Genomic DNA, 15114 nt, shown 5'->3' with positions numbered 1-15114 from the left:
GATGAGGATCTTCTCCAGCGCCCAGGCCTGCGGCTTCGGCCCCATCTCCAAACTGGCCGCCATATCGCCGCTGTTCAAGGACGCCACGATCGACTTCACGGGCCGCGACGTGGCGCTGGACTTCGCGCGGCGCCACGTGCACCGCTTCACCCGCATCGAGGAGGGCGACACCCAGCGGTACGAGGACGTCGCGGCCGGCCTGGCCGAGGCCGACGTCGTGGTCAGCGTGATGGACGCGGAACTCGTGTTCTGGGCGGTGCGCGCCGAGGTGCCGGTGCTGTTCTTCGACAGCCTGCTGAGCTTCTGGCTCACCGAACGCAGTATCGAGGAACTGGCCGCCCGCGCTCAGCTCGTCCGCTGGTCCGACGACGAGACCGCGCGGTTCGTCTTCGACACGCTGACGCCGCACGAGCGCATTCTCGTGGCCCATCTGCTGGCCACCCGGTCGTACGCGCAGAACTTCCCCGGCGTCCCGGCGCGCATCGACTCCCTGACCAAGGCGGGCGCGAGCCACCTCCAGCTGTGCGGCCCCATCGTGGATCGGGACGCGCTGGAGTCCGCGCTGTCCGCTCCCGCACCGGACCGCCTTCCCGACCTGCTGATCAACCTGGGCGGCTTCCAGAACTTCTTCCTGGACTACGAGTCGCACAACGCCTATCTCGACCTGCTGCGCCGGTGGGTCGCCGAACTCGCGGTGACACAGCCCGATTTGCGCCGCATCCTGGTGTGCGGTGGTGCGTTCCGCGAACCTGTGACCGAGACGCACGGGGACGTCCGGATCGAGTACACCATGCTGCCGCACAAGGACTTCCTGCGGCACCTGGCCCACGCCCCGCTGTACGCGGTGCCGCCCAGCCTCACCTCCCTGCACGAGGCGGTCATCCTGCGCAAGCTCCCGCTGCTGCTGCCCGAACAGCACTACGGGCACGTCACCAACCTGCGGGCCCTGCGCGGCACGGCGATCGCCGACCACGCGGCCAGCCTCATCGACCTCGGCACCCGGTTCGAAGTGCCGGAGGACGACCTGGGGGGGACGCGGGCGCTGGACCGGCTCACCCGCGAACTCCTCTCGGACGAGGCCGAGTATTGCTCGTTCGCCGACTACTTGAACAAGCGGCTGGCCGACTACCGGCAGCTGACGAACGAGGAACGCGCCGCCGCCGTCGACGAGCTGGGCGAGCTCCTCGACGGCCCCACCCCGGCCGACCTGCTGGCCCGCATCAGTGACCGCCTCACTCCCGCCGGGAGGACGTCGTGACCGCCACCGACCTCGCTGAGCGCACCGTCGACACCGACGAGATCACCCGGCTCATGCTGGCCGCCCACCGGGAACGCACCGGGCAGGGCGAGGTGTCGCCGGAGCGCGTGAACACCAGCACCTGGACGCCCGCCAGCGCCCGCAAGGCCCGCCGCCGGACGTTCGTCCGTCTCGACATCGACGGCGAGGCCGTGGCGGTGGCCAAGATCCCGCTGTCGCACAGCGACCCCAAGCTCGCCGGCGAGTTCGAGGTCCTGCGCTCCTTCCGGCCGCCGTCGCCCCTGGGCTGCCCCGCTCCGCTCGACGCGCTGGCGGGCGGCTTCACCATGAGCTACCTGCCCGGCGTCGACCTGCCCACCGCCGCCGCGGCCGCGGACACCCCCGACGGTCTGTGGCAGGTGCTGCGCCCGGCGGTGGACCGCGTCGTCGAACTGCACCGCTCGGGTCCCGCGGTCTCCGGTACGCCCCGACTGGCGCTGGAGACGGCCGCCCACTACGTCCGCACGCCGGAGTTCGGCGTCCAGTACGCCGACGAGGCGCTGCGCACGGCGCTGCTCGCGCCGACCCACGGCGACCTCGGCCCGTGGAACGTCCGCTGCGACCCGCGTGACGGCACCGCCAGGGTGCTGGACTTCGAGGACTACCGCACCACCGGCATCGCGGCCATGGACGTCGTCAACCTGCTCGTCACGACGGCGCTCGCGGTCTTCCCCGACTACCAGGAGCACGGCTTCGACTGGCTCTACGACCAGGTCTTCGGCGGCGAGCACTGGTTCGGCTCCGTCCTGGCCCGCGGCCTCGGCCACTACGGTGCCCACACCGGCCAGCGGCCCGACCGCGTGCTCGACCTGCTGCCGTTCACCTGCCAGTGGCTGATCGAGCGCATCGAGGCCGAAGGACGCGACACCAGCCGGCTCTTCTACCGCCCCTTCCTCGAGCGCTATCTCGAACGGCGCCCCACGGTCGACGGGAGCAACCATGTCTGACACCGATACCGACACCACACCGGCCCGTACGGACGCCGTGGTCATCGGCGGCGGCCCCGCCGGACTGTTCGCGGCCCTGACCCTGGTGCGGGCCGGCCGCCGCGTCGCCCTGCTGGAGGCCGGCGGCGACATGCGGGAGAGCCTGTGCTCCCGCCTGGTGGCCCGCATGGACGGCCGGTCCGTGCGGGACGCCGAGAAATTCCGCCTGCAGTGTCCCCGCTGCACCTGTCTGACGGGTCTGGGCGGAGCCGCCTTCCACTTCGACACCAACCTCGGCTACATCTCCTCGCTCACCCGCTCCAAGATCGAGTCCGCACCGGACGGCACGGTCCGCTCCTACAGCGGGCTGGAGCGCGCCCTCGGCTCGTTCGACCGCGCCGAGGAACTGATCGCCGAGGCGTACCGCACCCTCTACGAACTGGGCCTGCCGCCCGCCGAGCCCGTCCACGCCGAACGGGACGCCTCCTTCGGTGCGATCTTCCAGCACGTCGACACCGCGCTCTCGCAGAGCGTCACCGTGGACGACTCCCTGGTCGTCATCGCCCGCCTCAAGACCGAACTGGAGGAGAACGGCGGCCGCGTGCTGCTGCACCACCGCGCCGAGGACGTCGAGCCGCTGGACGGCGGCGGATTCGAGGTGCGCGCGGCCACTCCCGGCGGGCCGGCCGTCTTCCGCGCCGACGACGTCGTGGTGGGCGTGGGCAAGCTCGGCCTGCCGTGGGTGCGCGAGCTGATCGGCCGGATCGGCGTGCGCCACCGGCCCAGCCGCCGCGTCGATCTCGGCGTGCGCCTGGAGACGCGCAGGGAGGACCTCGCCCGCCTGCTGGACGGCTGCCACAACCCGAAGCTGTCCTTCCTCAACGAGGAGGGACACTCCGTGCGGACGTTCTGCGTCTGCGGGGGCGGCCGGGTCATGCAGTACGGCTTCCTGAACGCCGTCGCCCTCGACGGGCAGCACTGCCTCAACCAGCCCACCAGCAAGTCCAACCTGGGTGTCCTCACCACCATCGACCTGCCGGAGGGGACCGACGGCACCGAGTACGCCGCCGCGTTCGCGGCCAGGGTCGCAGACTATGGCCGGGGACTTCCCGTCGTGTCCACCGTGGACCAACTGGCGGGTCGTCCGGTTCCGGAGGGGCCACTCACCACCAGCCTGATCAACTACCACCACGGCGATCTGCGTGAGTGCCTGCCCCCGTCGCTGGTCCGCGACGTGCTCGCCATGGTCGAGCGGCTCAACGCCCTGCACCCGGGACTCGTGCCCGGCACGGCCACCGTCGCCGCCCCCGTCGTCGAGCGGCTCTTCCCCGACATCGAGCTCTCCGGCGACCTGGAGTCCTCCGTCCCCGGCCTGTACTTCGTCGGCGACAGCTCCTCGAAGATCATCGGCATCACCTACGGCGCCGCGACCGGCATGGCGGCGGCCCGCTCCGTGCTGCGCCGCCGGGCCGGCATGGCGACCGTGACAGGTGGGGATCAGTGATGATCACTCTCCCGCAGCGTGTCCCCGAGCACGGCGAGCCGCAGCCCCGGCACGCCACGGCACGGTTGAGCGCCCCGGCGGCAGCCCTGCTGCGGGGGCCCGACGGGGTGGCCCGGCTGGCCGCCCTGAGCCGCCTGCTGCTCCACCGCTACGGCGTCGGCTGGGACATCGTCGGAGTCGCCGGCGATGGCCGCACCGCTGTGTGCCACGACAGCGACGCGGACCAGGAGACCAGCCCGCTGGGCGAACTCGCCCACGCCGTGCGGGCGCGGCCCGCCGCACCGCCCTCCGAGGGCGAGCCGTACGCGGCCGTCCTCCCGGCCCCCGCCGAGATGCCGCCGGCCGTGCTCCGCCGGCCTGTCTGGACGCTCTCCGCCGACGGTGGCGTGCTGGACCTGGCGCACGACGCCGCCGTGCTCGATGTCGGCAGCGCCGACCGGATCGCGGAACACCTGTCACTGCTCGCCCACGAGACCGCCGTGCACCCGGACCGGCCGGCAGGCGACGTGGAACTGCTGCTCCCGGCGGAGCGCACGCTCCTGCTGGAGACCTGGAACGCCCCGCACACCCCGCACGCCGACACCACCCTGCACCGCCTCTTCCGCGAGCAAAGCGCCCGTACGCCGGGCGCCGTCGCGCTGCGGTACGGCGACACCGAACTGACCTACGGCCAGCTGGACGCGGCCTCCGACCGGTTCGCGCACGCCCTGCTCCCGCACCTCGGGGCGCCCGGAGACCTCGTGGTGCTGACCGGCGAGCGCGACCTCGACCTGTTCACCGCCGTCCTGGGCATCTGGAAGGCGGGCGGCGCGTTCGTCTACCTCGACCCGAAACTGCCCGCACCGCGGGTCGCGGACATCCTCGCCCTCACCGACCCGGCGGCCGTGCTCACCACCGCCAGCGGCCACACCGCGGTCGGCGGGCAGGCCCGGAAGGTCGAGGCCCTGCTCGCCCTCGACCAGCCGTCCGGCCCGCCGCCCGACACCGCACGGCCCGACACCACGGCCTACGTCCTCTTCACCTCGGGCAGCAGCGGCACCCCCAAGGCCGTGGTGCGCCCGCACCGGATGCACACCTCCCGCATCCGGCTCGAACAGGACCTCTACGGCCCCGGTCCGACGGAGCGGCACTTGCTCAAGTCCCCCATCAGTTTCCGGGAGTTCGTCCGGCCGCTGGCCGGCGGCGGCACCGCGGTGCTGGCCGAGCCCGGCCGCGACCTGGACGACCACTACCTCGCCCGGCTCATCCACGACGAGGGCATCACCACCGTCAGCTTCGTGCCGTCGATGCTGCGGCTCCTGCTGACCCAGCCCGCGTTCCGTACGGCGCCCGCGCTGCGGCACGTGTTCGTCGGGGGCGAGGCGCTCCCCGAGGACCTGGAGGGCGAACTGCGGTCGCTGGGATTCGAGGTGCACAACACCTACACCCTCAGCGAGGCCGACTACGTCTGCCACCGCACCGCGGCCCCGGCCGCGCCCGGGAGCGGCGGCCCCGGCACCAACATCGGTGTCCCGCTCGACATGCGCGTGTACCTGTGCGACCCGGCGGGCCGCCTGGTGCCGCCCGGCATCCCCGGTGAGATCCGTACGGGCGGGCCCGGGCTGTCCGACGGTTACCTCGGACGGCCGGACCTGACCGACGAGCGGTTCCTGCCCAACCTGCACGATCCCGGTCACCCTCCGGTCGTGTTCCGCACCGGGGACCTCGCCCGGTACCTGCCCAGCGGCGAACTGGAGTATTTGGGCCGGATCGACGACCAGGTCAAGGTGCGCGGGCAGCGGGTGGAGCCGGCGGAGGTCGAGACCGTGCTGCGGGGACACCCGGGCGTCGCCGACGCCGCCGTCGTCAGCGCGCCGGACCCCGACCAGGGGGCCACCCTCGTCGCCTACGTGGTGCCCGCGGGGGAGGAGATCCCCGTCCAGCGGCTGCGCGAGTACCTGGCCGGGCGGCTGCCGGACTTCATGGTGCCGGCGCGGCTGGCCTCGGTACCCGCCCTGCCCCTGCTGGGCAGCGGCAAGATCGACCGCAAGGCGCTGCGGGTCGTGCCTCGCGGCCGTCCGGAACTCGACGTGCCCTACGCCGCACCGGCAACTCCCGGGCAGCGCACGGCCGCCGAGACCGTGGCCCGCGTCCTGGGGCTGGACGAGGTCGGCCTCGACGACGACTTCTTCGCCCTCGGCGGCGACTCGCTGCGCCTGATGCTGCTGCGCGGCGCGCTGGAGACCGCGGCGGGCAGGCAGTTCGCGCTGGCGGACGTGTTCGCCGCCGGCACCCCGCGTGGCTACGCCCGCCTGCTGGACGCCGAGGAATCCGCTCGCCCACCCGCCCGGCGGCCGTCCGACCGCCGAGCACGTCGAAGGAGGTGATGTGAGGTGAACGAGCTCGACCACGAGGACGCCGTCGCCGTCGTCGGCCTGTCCGTACGGCTGCCGGGCTGCGACACCGTGGCGCGGTACTGGTCCCTCCTCGAAGCCGGCGAGGACAGCATCACCCGGCGGGAGACCGCCAGGGCCGCCACGTTCGTACCCGCCTACGGATCGGTGCCGAGCCCCGGCCACTTCGACCGCGACCGCTTCGGGATCGCCGCGTCGGAGGCGTTGCTGACCGACCCGCAGCAGCGCCTGCTGCTGGAAGCCGTCGACGAGGCGCTGACCACGGCCAACGTCGACCGGGCCCGGACGACGGCGGTCAGCGTGTACGCCGGGGTCGGCCACAACGACTACGAGCGGTGGGTCGGCGGCGCGCTGGCCGGCCGCCCCGGTGTGGACGCCCAGTCCCTGGAGGTCGCCAACCGCGGAGACTACGCCGCCACCCGGGTCGCCTACCGGCTCGGCCTCCAGGGCGCCGCCGTCACCGTGCAGTCGGCCTGCTCCACCGCGCTGACCGCCGTCCACCTCGCCGTGCAGGACCTGCTCGGCCGTGGCAGTGACCTGGCCGTGGCCGCCGTGTCCTCGGTCCGCGTCCCCGCCCCCGGCGGCTACGACGCCCCGCTCGGCGGCATCGGCTCCCCGCACGGGGTGTGCCGCCCCTTCGACGCGGCGGCGGGCGGGTCCGTACCCGGCGACGGGGTCGGCGCCGTCGTCCTCAAGCGGCTGGCCGACGCGGTGGACGACGGCGACGAGATCTGGGCCGTGGTGCGGGGCAGCGCCATGAACAACGACGGCTCCGGCAAGTCGGGTTTCGCCGGGGTCGACGCCGCCGCCCAGGCCGAGGTGATCCGGGCCGCCCTGGACGTGGCCGGACTCGGGCCCGGGGACATCGACTACGTGGAGGCGCACGGCAGCGGAACCCGGATCGGGGACTCCACCGAGTGGTCGGCACTGGCCGAGGTGTTCGCCGAGGCCGGCCACCCCGTCCACGTCGGGGCGGCCAAAGGCGGACTCGGGCACCTGCGGGAGGCGGCGGGCCTGGCCGGCTTCGCCAAGGCGGTGCTCTCGCTGCGCCACCGGCGCCTCGTCGCCACCCCGCACTTCGAGCGGCTGCCCGCCGACCTGGCGGCCTGTTCCAGCCCGCTGCGGCCACTGGGAGAGGCCATGGACTGGCCCGCGGTGCCCGGCCGGCCGCGACGGGCCGGGGTGAGCGCTTTCGGGCTGGGCGGCACGAACTGCCACGTGGTGCTGGAGGAGGCGCTTCCCGCACCGGTGACACCGCCCTCGCGGGATGCCGAGCTGCTGCTGGTGTCCAGCCACCACCCGGACACCCTGGACGCCGACCTGGCCGCTCTCCGCGACCACCTGGGCGAGAATCCCGCGCGGCTCGCCGACGCGGCGTGGACGACCCAGACAGCGCGCTACCGCTATCCGCACCGCGCGTACGCCGTGGTGCGCTCCCCGGAGGAGGTCGCCGGGGCGTTCGACGGTGACCGGTTGCGCATCCAGCGCGGGCATGCCGCAGCCGACACCCCCGAGGTCGTGTTCGTGCTGCCGGGACTCGGCAGCCACTACCCGGGCATGGGCGCCGAACTGGCCTGTACGGACCCGCTGTTCGCGAGCCACCTCCAGGCCGTCGTGGCCGTGGCGGACACGCTGACCGACGGCGCCGTGGGCCGGTCGTTCACCACCGAGCCGGCCCGGCCGGACCATCGGGGCGACCGCGTGGACCTGCGCGCCCTGCTGCGGCGCGACGGCCCGGCACCCGCGCCCCGGGAACTGCGCGAGGTGCACCTCTCGCTGTTCTGCATGGAGTACGCCATGGCCCGCACGCTCATGGACCTCGGGGTCCGCCCGGCCGCGCTGCTGGGCCACAGCCTGGGGGAGTGGGTGGCGGCGGTGCTGGCCGGGGTCATCGGACCGGAGGAGGCGATGGCCGCCGTCGCCCGCCGGGCCGACCTGGTCGGGACCGCCGGGCCAGGCGCCATGCTCGGCGTGCTCGCCGCCGCGGAGGAGGTGGAGCACCATGCCGTGGAGGACACCTGGATCGCGGCGGAGAACGGGCCGAGCCACTGCGTGTTCTCCGGCCGGCCGGAGGCCGTATCGGCGCTGGCCGACCGGCTGCGCGCCGAGGGGTTCACCACATTGCCCGTGGACGCCACGCATCCCTTCCACACACCGCAACTGGCGGGCGCCGCCGCCCTCCTCGGCGAGGATCTGCGCCACGTGGACCTGGCGCCGGCCCGTATCCCCATCGCTTCGAGCGTGCTCGGCGCGTGGCTGGACGGAGAGGTGCCCGACCCCGGCTACTGGCGCGACCACATGGTGAGCCGGGTGCGGTTCCGTACGGCCGCCGGACTGGCCCTGTCCCGGCACCGGGTCCTGGTCGAGGTGGGACCGGGGACCGCACGCCCCTGGATCGCCCAGGCCGACCCGGACGCCGTGTGCGTGCGCACCGTACGGCAGTCCTACGAGAACGCCGGTGACCGGCAGATCCTGCTGGAGGCGCTGGGGGAACTGTGGGCCCACGGGGTCGAGGCCGACTGGCCGCGCCTGCGCCGCGCCCCGGCGCGCCGAACCGTCCTGCCCCCGCGCGCCCTGCTGCGCCGCCGGTACCTGCCCGACACCGAGCCGCCCGCCGGCCACTGGCCGGCGCCCGCCGCCGCGCGGCAGGCCGAGCCGGGGCCCGAGGCCCCCGCGCCCGCGCCGCCGGAGGAGGAGGGAGGGTCCACCGTCGGGCAGTTCCTCGCCCACCGCTTCCGGGTCCTCCTCGGACTGCGCCGGGTGCACCCCGACGACCACTTCTTCCACCTCGGCGGCGACTCCCTGATGGGCGTGCACCTGATCGCCGGCCTCAAGGAACTCACCGGACGATCCGTGCCGCCCTCCGTCGTCTTCGCCTCCGCGACCCTCGGCGGCATGACGCGCGAGATCCAGAACTGGCTCGCCACCGCCGAACACGAAGCCGAGCACGAACCGGAACCCCTCGACCACGGGAGCCCAGCGTCATGAGCACACTCACGCTCGGAGTGATCGGAGCCGGTGTCATCGGCTCCAGCGTCGCCCACGCCGCTGCGGCGTCGGGCTGCGCCGTCACCCTCGTCGACACCGACGCCACCGCGCTGGACGCGGCCCGCGCGGCCGTACGCCGGCACGAGCGGCTGGCCGCGCTGCTGGGCGGCCGGGGACCGCGCCCGCTGGACATCCGCCTCAGCTCCGACCTGACCGACGTGGCCGGCGCCGGATTCGTGGTGGAGAACACCACCGAGTCGGAAGCGGGCAAGCGCGAGCTGTATCCGCTGCTGGACAAGGTGCTGGCCCCCGGCGTGACCATCGCCGCCAACACCTCCGCCATCCCCATCGCGCGGTTGGCGGAGCGCCTCACCGACCCCGGCCGCGTGGTCGGCGTGCACTTCATGAACCCGGTCGACCGCATCGACATGGTCGAGGTCGTCCGCGCCCCGTCCACCTCGGACGGTGCGCTGGCCGACGTCGAGGACCTGCTGGACCGCATGGGCAAGCGCTCCGTCGTGGTCAACGACGCCCCCGGCTTCGTCATCAACCGCGTGCTGATGCCGGTGGTCAACCTCGCGGCCGCCGTCGTCGCGGACGGCGTCGCCACCCCGAACCAGGTCGACGAGCTGTTCAAGGGCTGCCTCGGGCACACCTCCGGGCCGCTGCGCACCGCCGACCTGATCGGCCTCGACACGGTCGTGCGCACCCTCGAGGTCCTGCACGAGCACTACGGGACCGCCGAGTTCGCCACCCACCCGCACCTGCGCCGGATGGTCGCCGAGGGCCGGACCGGGATCAAGAGCGGCCGCGGTTTCTACTCCTACGACGGGAACTGACACGATGACTGTTGAGAACACGCCCGCGAACGAAGAGATCACCTCCGTGGTGCGGGAGTTCATCGCCCGGCTCAGCGGCCGCCCGGACATCGAGGACGACCGGCCGCTGATCTCCGGGGGCGTCCTCGACTCGATCGCCGCGGTCCAGATGGTCGACTTCGTCGAGCGCACCTTCCGGGTCGAGGTGGCCTACGAGGACCTGGAACTGCTCAACTTCGACACCGTGCGGGGACTGGCCGCCCTGGTCACCCGGCGGGTGGCCGCGTGACCGCCACCGTGCCGGAAGCGGTCCTCGACGTGCTGCGGGACGTGTGGTTCGCCGACCGGGCCACGGCCTGGGAACGGGCGGGGGCCGTACCGCGCGAGGACGTCGAGCGCTTGGCCGGGCACGGACTGCTCGGCATGACCGTCGGCACCGCGCACCACGGCGGCGACCTCCCGCTGGTGGACGTCACCGAGGTGCACCGGCTGGTGGCCGCCGCCTCGCCGAGCCTGCACAGCCTGCTGGTGGTCCACACCATGGTCTGCCACGCCCTGCACCGCTGGGCGGTACGGGAGACCCGCGACGCACTCCTGCCCGAGCTGGCCACCGGACGGGTCCTCGCCGCCTTCGCCCTCACCGAGACCAGCGGCGGAGCCGACGCCGGGGCACTGGCCACCACCATCGACCGGGACGGCGACACCCTGCGCGTCACCGGGGAGAAGCGCTGGCTGTCCTTCGGCCGGATCGCCGACGCCTACCTCGTCTTCGGCCGCACCGAGGGCCTGGACAGCTGCGCGCTGGTGGACGCGGGCAGCGCGGTGCGGGTCGAGCCCGAACCCCGCACCGCGGGCCTGCGGGCCGCGCAGCTGGCCCGAGTCACCTTCGACGGCGCGACCGCCCCCGCCGCCCGTGCGGTGGGGCGGCCGGGCACCGGCATCCCGTTCGTCGCGACGTCGTGCCTGACCCTGGGCCGGCTTTGCGTCGCGGCGGGGGCGGCGGGCATCGCACGGGCCGCGCTCGACCTGGCCGTCGGCCACGCGGCCACCCGCTCCACGGGGGGCCGCCGGCTCGGCGACCACCAGCTGGTGCGCGGACTGCTCGCCGACGCCGCCCTCGCCACCGAGTCCGCGACCCACTACGTGCGGTCGGCGGCGCGGGAGGTCCAGGACCGCGCGCCGACGGCGGCGGTCACCGCCGCCGGCGCCAAGCTGCTGGCCTCCCGGGCGGCCAGCAGCGCGACCGCCACCGCCTCGCGTCTGCTGGGCGCCGAGGGCCAGAGCGAGGACCACCCGCTGGCCCGGCTGGTCGCCGCGGCCCGGGTGCACGAGGTGATCGAGGGGCCCACCGAGGTGCTCCAGGACGTCGTGGCCGCCGCGCTGCTGCGCGACCCGGACGCCACGGGGAAAGGAGGGCTTCCCCATGCCGACGTCAAGTGGCACTCGTAACAGGAGGTACGACTTGAGCGAGGTCGGCTCGGCGATCGGTCAGGAGCCTCAGCTCGACGGTGGCATCGTCGTCGGGGCGGACCGGCTGGAGGCCGCGGCGCATGCGAGCCCCATGGGCACCCGGGGACGGTGCCGAGCTCCGCTGCGGGCCGGGGCCTTGAGCCCTTCGAACAGACGGGCCGCGCACCGTCCCTTCCCTCACCCGGCCCGGCAGTTGCACTCCTGCGTCCGTGGTCCGGCAGCCGGTCCCGGCCCGTATCCGGCTCATCGTGCTCCTGAGGTCGTATCTGTCGTGCGCACCACGGACGACCTCGCCGGCATTGCTCCACACGGCGACCTGTCCGCACTTCCCAAGCGGCGGCCGAGTCGTCGTGGGAGCCGGGCGGCCAGGCCGCCCGAGCCACGGACGGCACAGCGATGAAAGCCACACCCGGCTCCCCTGAGCCCCACACCCCTACGAACGGCTGGGACGACCCAAGCAGGAAGGCAGAGCAGTGATGACCCCGGCCTCGGCCGAGAACACCGTCAAATGCGTGGTCTGGGACCTGGACGACACCCTCTGGGACGGCACGCTCCTGGAGGGCGACGAACTCCGCGTGCCCGACGCCAACCGCACCCTCGTACGCGTCCTGGACGAGCACGGCATCCTCCAGTCCGTCGCCAGCCGCAACGAACCCGGCCCCGCCGAGGAGCGGCTGCGCGGCTTCGGGCTCGACGGGTACTTCCTGCACCCGCAGCTCGGCTGGTCCGCCAAGTCGGCCGCGCTGCGCACGCTGCTGGAAGTGCTCAACATCGGCGCCGACAGTGTGCTGTTCGTCGACGACTCGGAGTTCGAACGCGCCGAGGTGGCCGCGGCACTGCCCGAAGTCCGCTGCGTGACACGGGAGGAGCTGCACGAACTGGTCGCCGGCGGCCGGGTCCTGCCGCGGCAGGTGACCGCCGACGCCGCCCGCCGCCGGGAGATGTACCAGGCCGAGGACCGCCGCCGCGGACACGAGGAGGCGTTCCAGGGCCCGGCCGAGGAGTTCCTGTCCTCGCTGGAGATGACGTTGCGGGTGCGCGACGCGACCGAGGGCGACCTCGACCGCGCGGCGGAGCTGACCCGGCGCACCCACCAGCTCAACACCACCGGCATCACCTTCGACCGGGACGAACTGGCCGAGCTGGTGCGGGACCCCGGCCACCGGGTGATCGTCGCCGAACTCGACGACCGCTTCGGCACGTACGGCACCATCGGGCTGGCCGTGCTGTCCACCGGACCCGAGTGGACGATCCGGCTGCTGCTGATGTCCTGCCGGGTCATGGGCCGCAACGTCGGCACCGCACTCATCGCGGCGCTCGCCCGCATCGCCGCCGCGCACGGTGCCCGCACCGTGGCCCACTTCCGGCCCACCGACCGGAACCGGCAGATGCTCGTCACCTACCGGTTCGCGGGATTCGCTGTCGCGTCCCGCTCCGAGGACCGCGTCGTCCTCACCCTGCCGGACGACCGGATCCCGGTCGTACCCGGCTACGTCCGCCTCGTCACCGAGGACACCGCGGCCGCGCTCAGCGGCCCGACCCAGGAGGTCACCCGATGACTGCCTTCACACAGAGCTGGACCGACACGTTCTCCTCCGTTTACGCCGACGAGCCGCTGGCCAACCTCTCCTGGTTCAACGCCTCCCCGGGCCTGGAACTGATCAAGCGGGTGATCGACGGCACGCTCAAGCCGGGTCAGCGCCTGATCGACCTCGGCAGCGGCCCCGGTGTCGACGCCGTCTTCCTGTCCGTGCAGGGCCTGGACGTCACCGGCGTCGACCTGTCCCCGGACGCCGTCGCACGGGCCGGCCGCTGGGCCGAACTGGCCGGCGCCGACGTCGAGTTCATTCAGGGCGACGTGCTCGACGTCCCGCTGCCGGACTCCTCGGCCGACGTCGTCACCGACTCGTTCGTGTTCCACAACATGCGTGACGAAGCCAGGTCGCGCTACGCGGACGAGGTGCACCGCCTGCTCAAGCCCGGCGGCCTGTTCCTGCTGAACTCCTTCTCCGACAAGATGGTGCCGGGCACCGGCCCGCGCCGGATCACCAGCGAGGACATCCTCACCACGTTCACCGCCGACCGGTTCGAGTGCGTGGCGCTGTACGTGTACCGCAACGTGCCCACCCGCACCAAGCCGGACCAGCTGCACTGGTTCGGCGAGTTCCGGGCCCGCTGATGCGGGTCGTGGTCACCGGCGGCGGCCGGGGTATCGGGCGTGCGGTCGCCCTCGGCTTCGCGGCGGAAGGCGCGAGCGTGGCGGTGCTGGCCCGCACCGGCTCCCAGGTGGATTCGGTGGCGGGCGAGATCGAGGAACTCGGCTCCAAGAGCATGGCCCTGGCCGTGGACGTCGCGGACGAGGCGGCGCTGTGCGAGGCGGCCGAGCGGGTGGTCGAAGGGTTCGGCGGCGTGGACGTCCTCGTCAACGCCGCGGGCGTCTTCGACCTCGGGCCCACCACCGGCTTCCCGGCGGAATCCGCGCGGGCCCTGCTGGAGACCAACGTCATGGGCACGTTCCTGGCCTGCAAGATCTTCGGCAGGCACCTGCTCGACCAAGGCCACGGCAAGATCGTCAACTTCTGCTCGCTGCTCTCCTACACCGCGTTCCCGGAACGGGCGCTGTACGCCGCGAGCAAGGGTGGCGTGCTCCAGCTGACCCGCAGCCTGGGGGTGGAGTGGGCGGCGCGCAACGTCAACGTCAACGCGGTCGCCCCCGGCATGATCCGCATCGAGACCCCGCATCCGGCCGCGCTCGACGAGGACGCCATCGTCGGACGCATTCCCTCCGGCAGGCGCGGCCGGCCGGCCGACATCGTCGGCCCCGTCCTGTTCCTGGCCTCACCCGCAGCCGACTACATGAACGGCCAGACCCTGGTCGTCGACGGAGGCTGGCTCAGCTATGGATACCTCTGAGAACCCCCTGGCGCTCGGAGTCTTCTGCGGCTTCTCCACGGGACCGTCGGAGCGGTACGTCCACGCCGCCACCGCGCTCGGTGCCGGCCTGGCCGCCCGCGGCCACCGGCTGGTCTACGGGGCGGGCGGGGCCGGCCTGATGGGCGCGGTGGCGCGTGGCGCGGCCGGGGGCGGCGCGTCGATCCTCGGGGTCATCCCGGAGTTCCTGCGTGCCAAGGAGATGGGCGACCACCTGCCGCCGCAGCAGATCGTGCTCACGAAGGACCTCCTGGAACGCAAGCGCGTCATGATCGACCGCGCGGACGCCTTCGTCGCGCTTCCCGGCGGTTACGGCACGCTGGACGAGGTGCTCGAAGTGGTGTCCATGGCCGCACTCGGGCAGGACGTCGGCCCTCTCGTGCTCCTGGACGTGGACGACGACTGGTCGCCCCTGCTCGGCTACGTGGAGCGGCTGGGGAGACGGGGCTTCGTGCGCGACGCCGGCATCCTGCGCGTGGCCCGGACACCGGAGCAGGCGCTCGACATGGTGGCCGAGGCCGCGGCCGGCGCGCTGGCGCTGGCGGGCGATCGACAGGGCACGCAGGCGGCCCCATGACGTCCGCGGCGCCCCGGGCACGGCCGGTCGCCGGGCCTCCCGGGCCGGCCGGGTGGCGCCGCGTTCGGCGGCGGTCCGGTGCCGGCCCGCGGTGACCCGCCCGCGGTGACCCGCCCGCGGTGACCCGCCCGCGGTGACCCGCCCGCGGTGACCCGCCCGCGGTGACCCGCCCGCGGGAGGCTCGCTCAGCCCGGCGAAGGACGAGTGGTG

12 protein-coding genes are annotated in these 15114 nt (G+C 73.5%); all 12 read left to right on the top strand.

Annotation, left to right across the window (positions count from 1 at the left end):
* Window position 1: 1 nt before the first annotated feature.
* The 12 genes from AB0A94_RS35330 to AB0A94_RS35275 all read left to right on the top strand — a co-directional run bounded on the left by AB0A94_RS35330 (window position 2) and on the right by AB0A94_RS35275 (window position 14904).
* Window positions 2-1258 (top strand): hypothetical protein, encoded by a 1257-nt coding sequence (locus AB0A94_RS35330; RefSeq protein WP_361750667.1) that lies wholly within the window; start codon window positions 2-4, stop codon window positions 1256-1258.
* Window positions 1255-2244 (top strand): phosphotransferase, encoded by a 990-nt coding sequence (locus tag AB0A94_RS35325; protein WP_361750665.1) that lies wholly within the window; start codon window positions 1255-1257, stop codon window positions 2242-2244. Before AB0A94_RS35330 ends, AB0A94_RS35325 begins: the two co-directional genes overlap by 4 nt.
* Entirely contained in the window at window positions 2237-3727 is a 1491-nt protein-coding gene (locus AB0A94_RS35320; RefSeq protein ID WP_361750663.1) for an NAD(P)/FAD-dependent oxidoreductase, read from the top strand. Before AB0A94_RS35325 ends, AB0A94_RS35320 begins: the two co-directional genes overlap by 8 nt.
* A complete protein-coding gene (locus AB0A94_RS35315) occupies window positions 3727-6093 on the top strand; it encodes a non-ribosomal peptide synthetase (RefSeq protein WP_361750661.1) in 2367 nt (788 codons plus the stop codon). Before AB0A94_RS35320 ends, AB0A94_RS35315 begins: the two co-directional genes overlap by 1 nt.
* 6 nt (window positions 6094-6099) lie before the next feature.
* On the top strand, window positions 6100-9108 hold the full coding sequence (locus AB0A94_RS35310) for a beta-ketoacyl synthase N-terminal-like domain-containing protein (protein ID WP_361750659.1): 3009 nt from the start codon (window positions 6100-6102) through the stop codon (window positions 9106-9108).
* Window positions 9105-9947, top strand: a complete 843-nt coding sequence (locus AB0A94_RS35305) for a 3-hydroxyacyl-CoA dehydrogenase family protein (protein WP_361750657.1) — start codon at window positions 9105-9107, stop codon at window positions 9945-9947. Before AB0A94_RS35310 ends, AB0A94_RS35305 begins: the two co-directional genes overlap by 4 nt.
* A 4-nt stretch (window positions 9948-9951) precedes the next feature.
* A complete protein-coding gene (locus AB0A94_RS35300) occupies window positions 9952-10215 on the top strand; it encodes an acyl carrier protein (protein WP_361750655.1) in 264 nt (87 codons plus the stop codon).
* Window positions 10212-11375, top strand: a complete 1164-nt coding sequence (locus AB0A94_RS35295) for an acyl-CoA dehydrogenase family protein (RefSeq protein WP_361750653.1) — start codon at window positions 10212-10214, stop codon at window positions 11373-11375. Before AB0A94_RS35300 ends, AB0A94_RS35295 begins: the two co-directional genes overlap by 4 nt.
* Before the next feature lie 497 nt (window positions 11376-11872).
* On the top strand, window positions 11873-12955 hold the full coding sequence (locus AB0A94_RS35290; protein WP_361750651.1) for an HAD-IIIC family phosphatase: 1083 nt from the start codon (window positions 11873-11875) through the stop codon (window positions 12953-12955).
* Complete coding sequence (locus AB0A94_RS35285; RefSeq protein ID WP_361750649.1) at window positions 12952-13575, top strand: class I SAM-dependent methyltransferase; 624 nt, start codon at window positions 12952-12954, stop codon at window positions 13573-13575. Before AB0A94_RS35290 ends, AB0A94_RS35285 begins: the two co-directional genes overlap by 4 nt.
* Complete coding sequence (locus AB0A94_RS35280) at window positions 13575-14309, top strand: SDR family oxidoreductase (protein WP_361750647.1); 735 nt, start codon at window positions 13575-13577, stop codon at window positions 14307-14309. Before AB0A94_RS35285 ends, AB0A94_RS35280 begins: the two co-directional genes overlap by 1 nt.
* On the top strand, window positions 14296-14904 hold the full coding sequence (locus AB0A94_RS35275; RefSeq protein WP_361750645.1) for a TIGR00730 family Rossman fold protein: 609 nt from the start codon (window positions 14296-14298) through the stop codon (window positions 14902-14904). Before AB0A94_RS35280 ends, AB0A94_RS35275 begins: the two co-directional genes overlap by 14 nt.
* Window positions 14905-15114 lie beyond the last annotated feature (210 nt).

The organism is Streptomyces sp. NPDC044984, assembly GCF_040646935.1.
GTDB lineage: Bacteria > Actinomycetota > Actinomycetes > Streptomycetales > Streptomycetaceae > Streptomyces.
The sequence above is the reverse complement of the archived record's forward strand: the minus strand, read 5'-3'. Positions and strand labels throughout refer to the sequence as shown.

Bases quoted from the DNA above. Each gene is read 5' to 3' on its own strand.
- AB0A94_RS35330 (WP_361750667.1), top strand. From the start codon at position 2: ATGAGGATCTTCTCCAGCGCCCAGGCCTGCGGCTTCGGCCCCATCTCC.
- AB0A94_RS35320 (WP_361750663.1), top strand. From the start codon at position 2,237: ATGTCTGACACCGATACCGACACCACACCGGCCCGTACGGACGCCGTG.
- AB0A94_RS35315 (WP_361750661.1), top strand. From the start codon at position 3,727: ATGATCACTCTCCCGCAGCGTGTCCCCGAGCACGGCGAGCCGCAGCCC.
- AB0A94_RS35305 (WP_361750657.1), top strand. From the start codon at position 9,105: ATGAGCACACTCACGCTCGGAGTGATCGGAGCCGGTGTCATCGGCTCC.
- AB0A94_RS35300 (WP_361750655.1), top strand. From the start codon at position 9,952: ATGACTGTTGAGAACACGCCCGCGAACGAAGAGATCACCTCCGTGGTG.
- AB0A94_RS35290 (WP_361750651.1), top strand. From the start codon at position 11,873: ATGACCCCGGCCTCGGCCGAGAACACCGTCAAATGCGTGGTCTGGGAC.
- AB0A94_RS35285 (WP_361750649.1), top strand. From the start codon at position 12,952: ATGACTGCCTTCACACAGAGCTGGACCGACACGTTCTCCTCCGTTTAC.
- AB0A94_RS35280 (WP_361750647.1), top strand. From the start codon at position 13,575: ATGCGGGTCGTGGTCACCGGCGGCGGCCGGGGTATCGGGCGTGCGGTC.
- AB0A94_RS35275 (WP_361750645.1), top strand. From the start codon at position 14,296: ATGGATACCTCTGAGAACCCCCTGGCGCTCGGAGTCTTCTGCGGCTTC.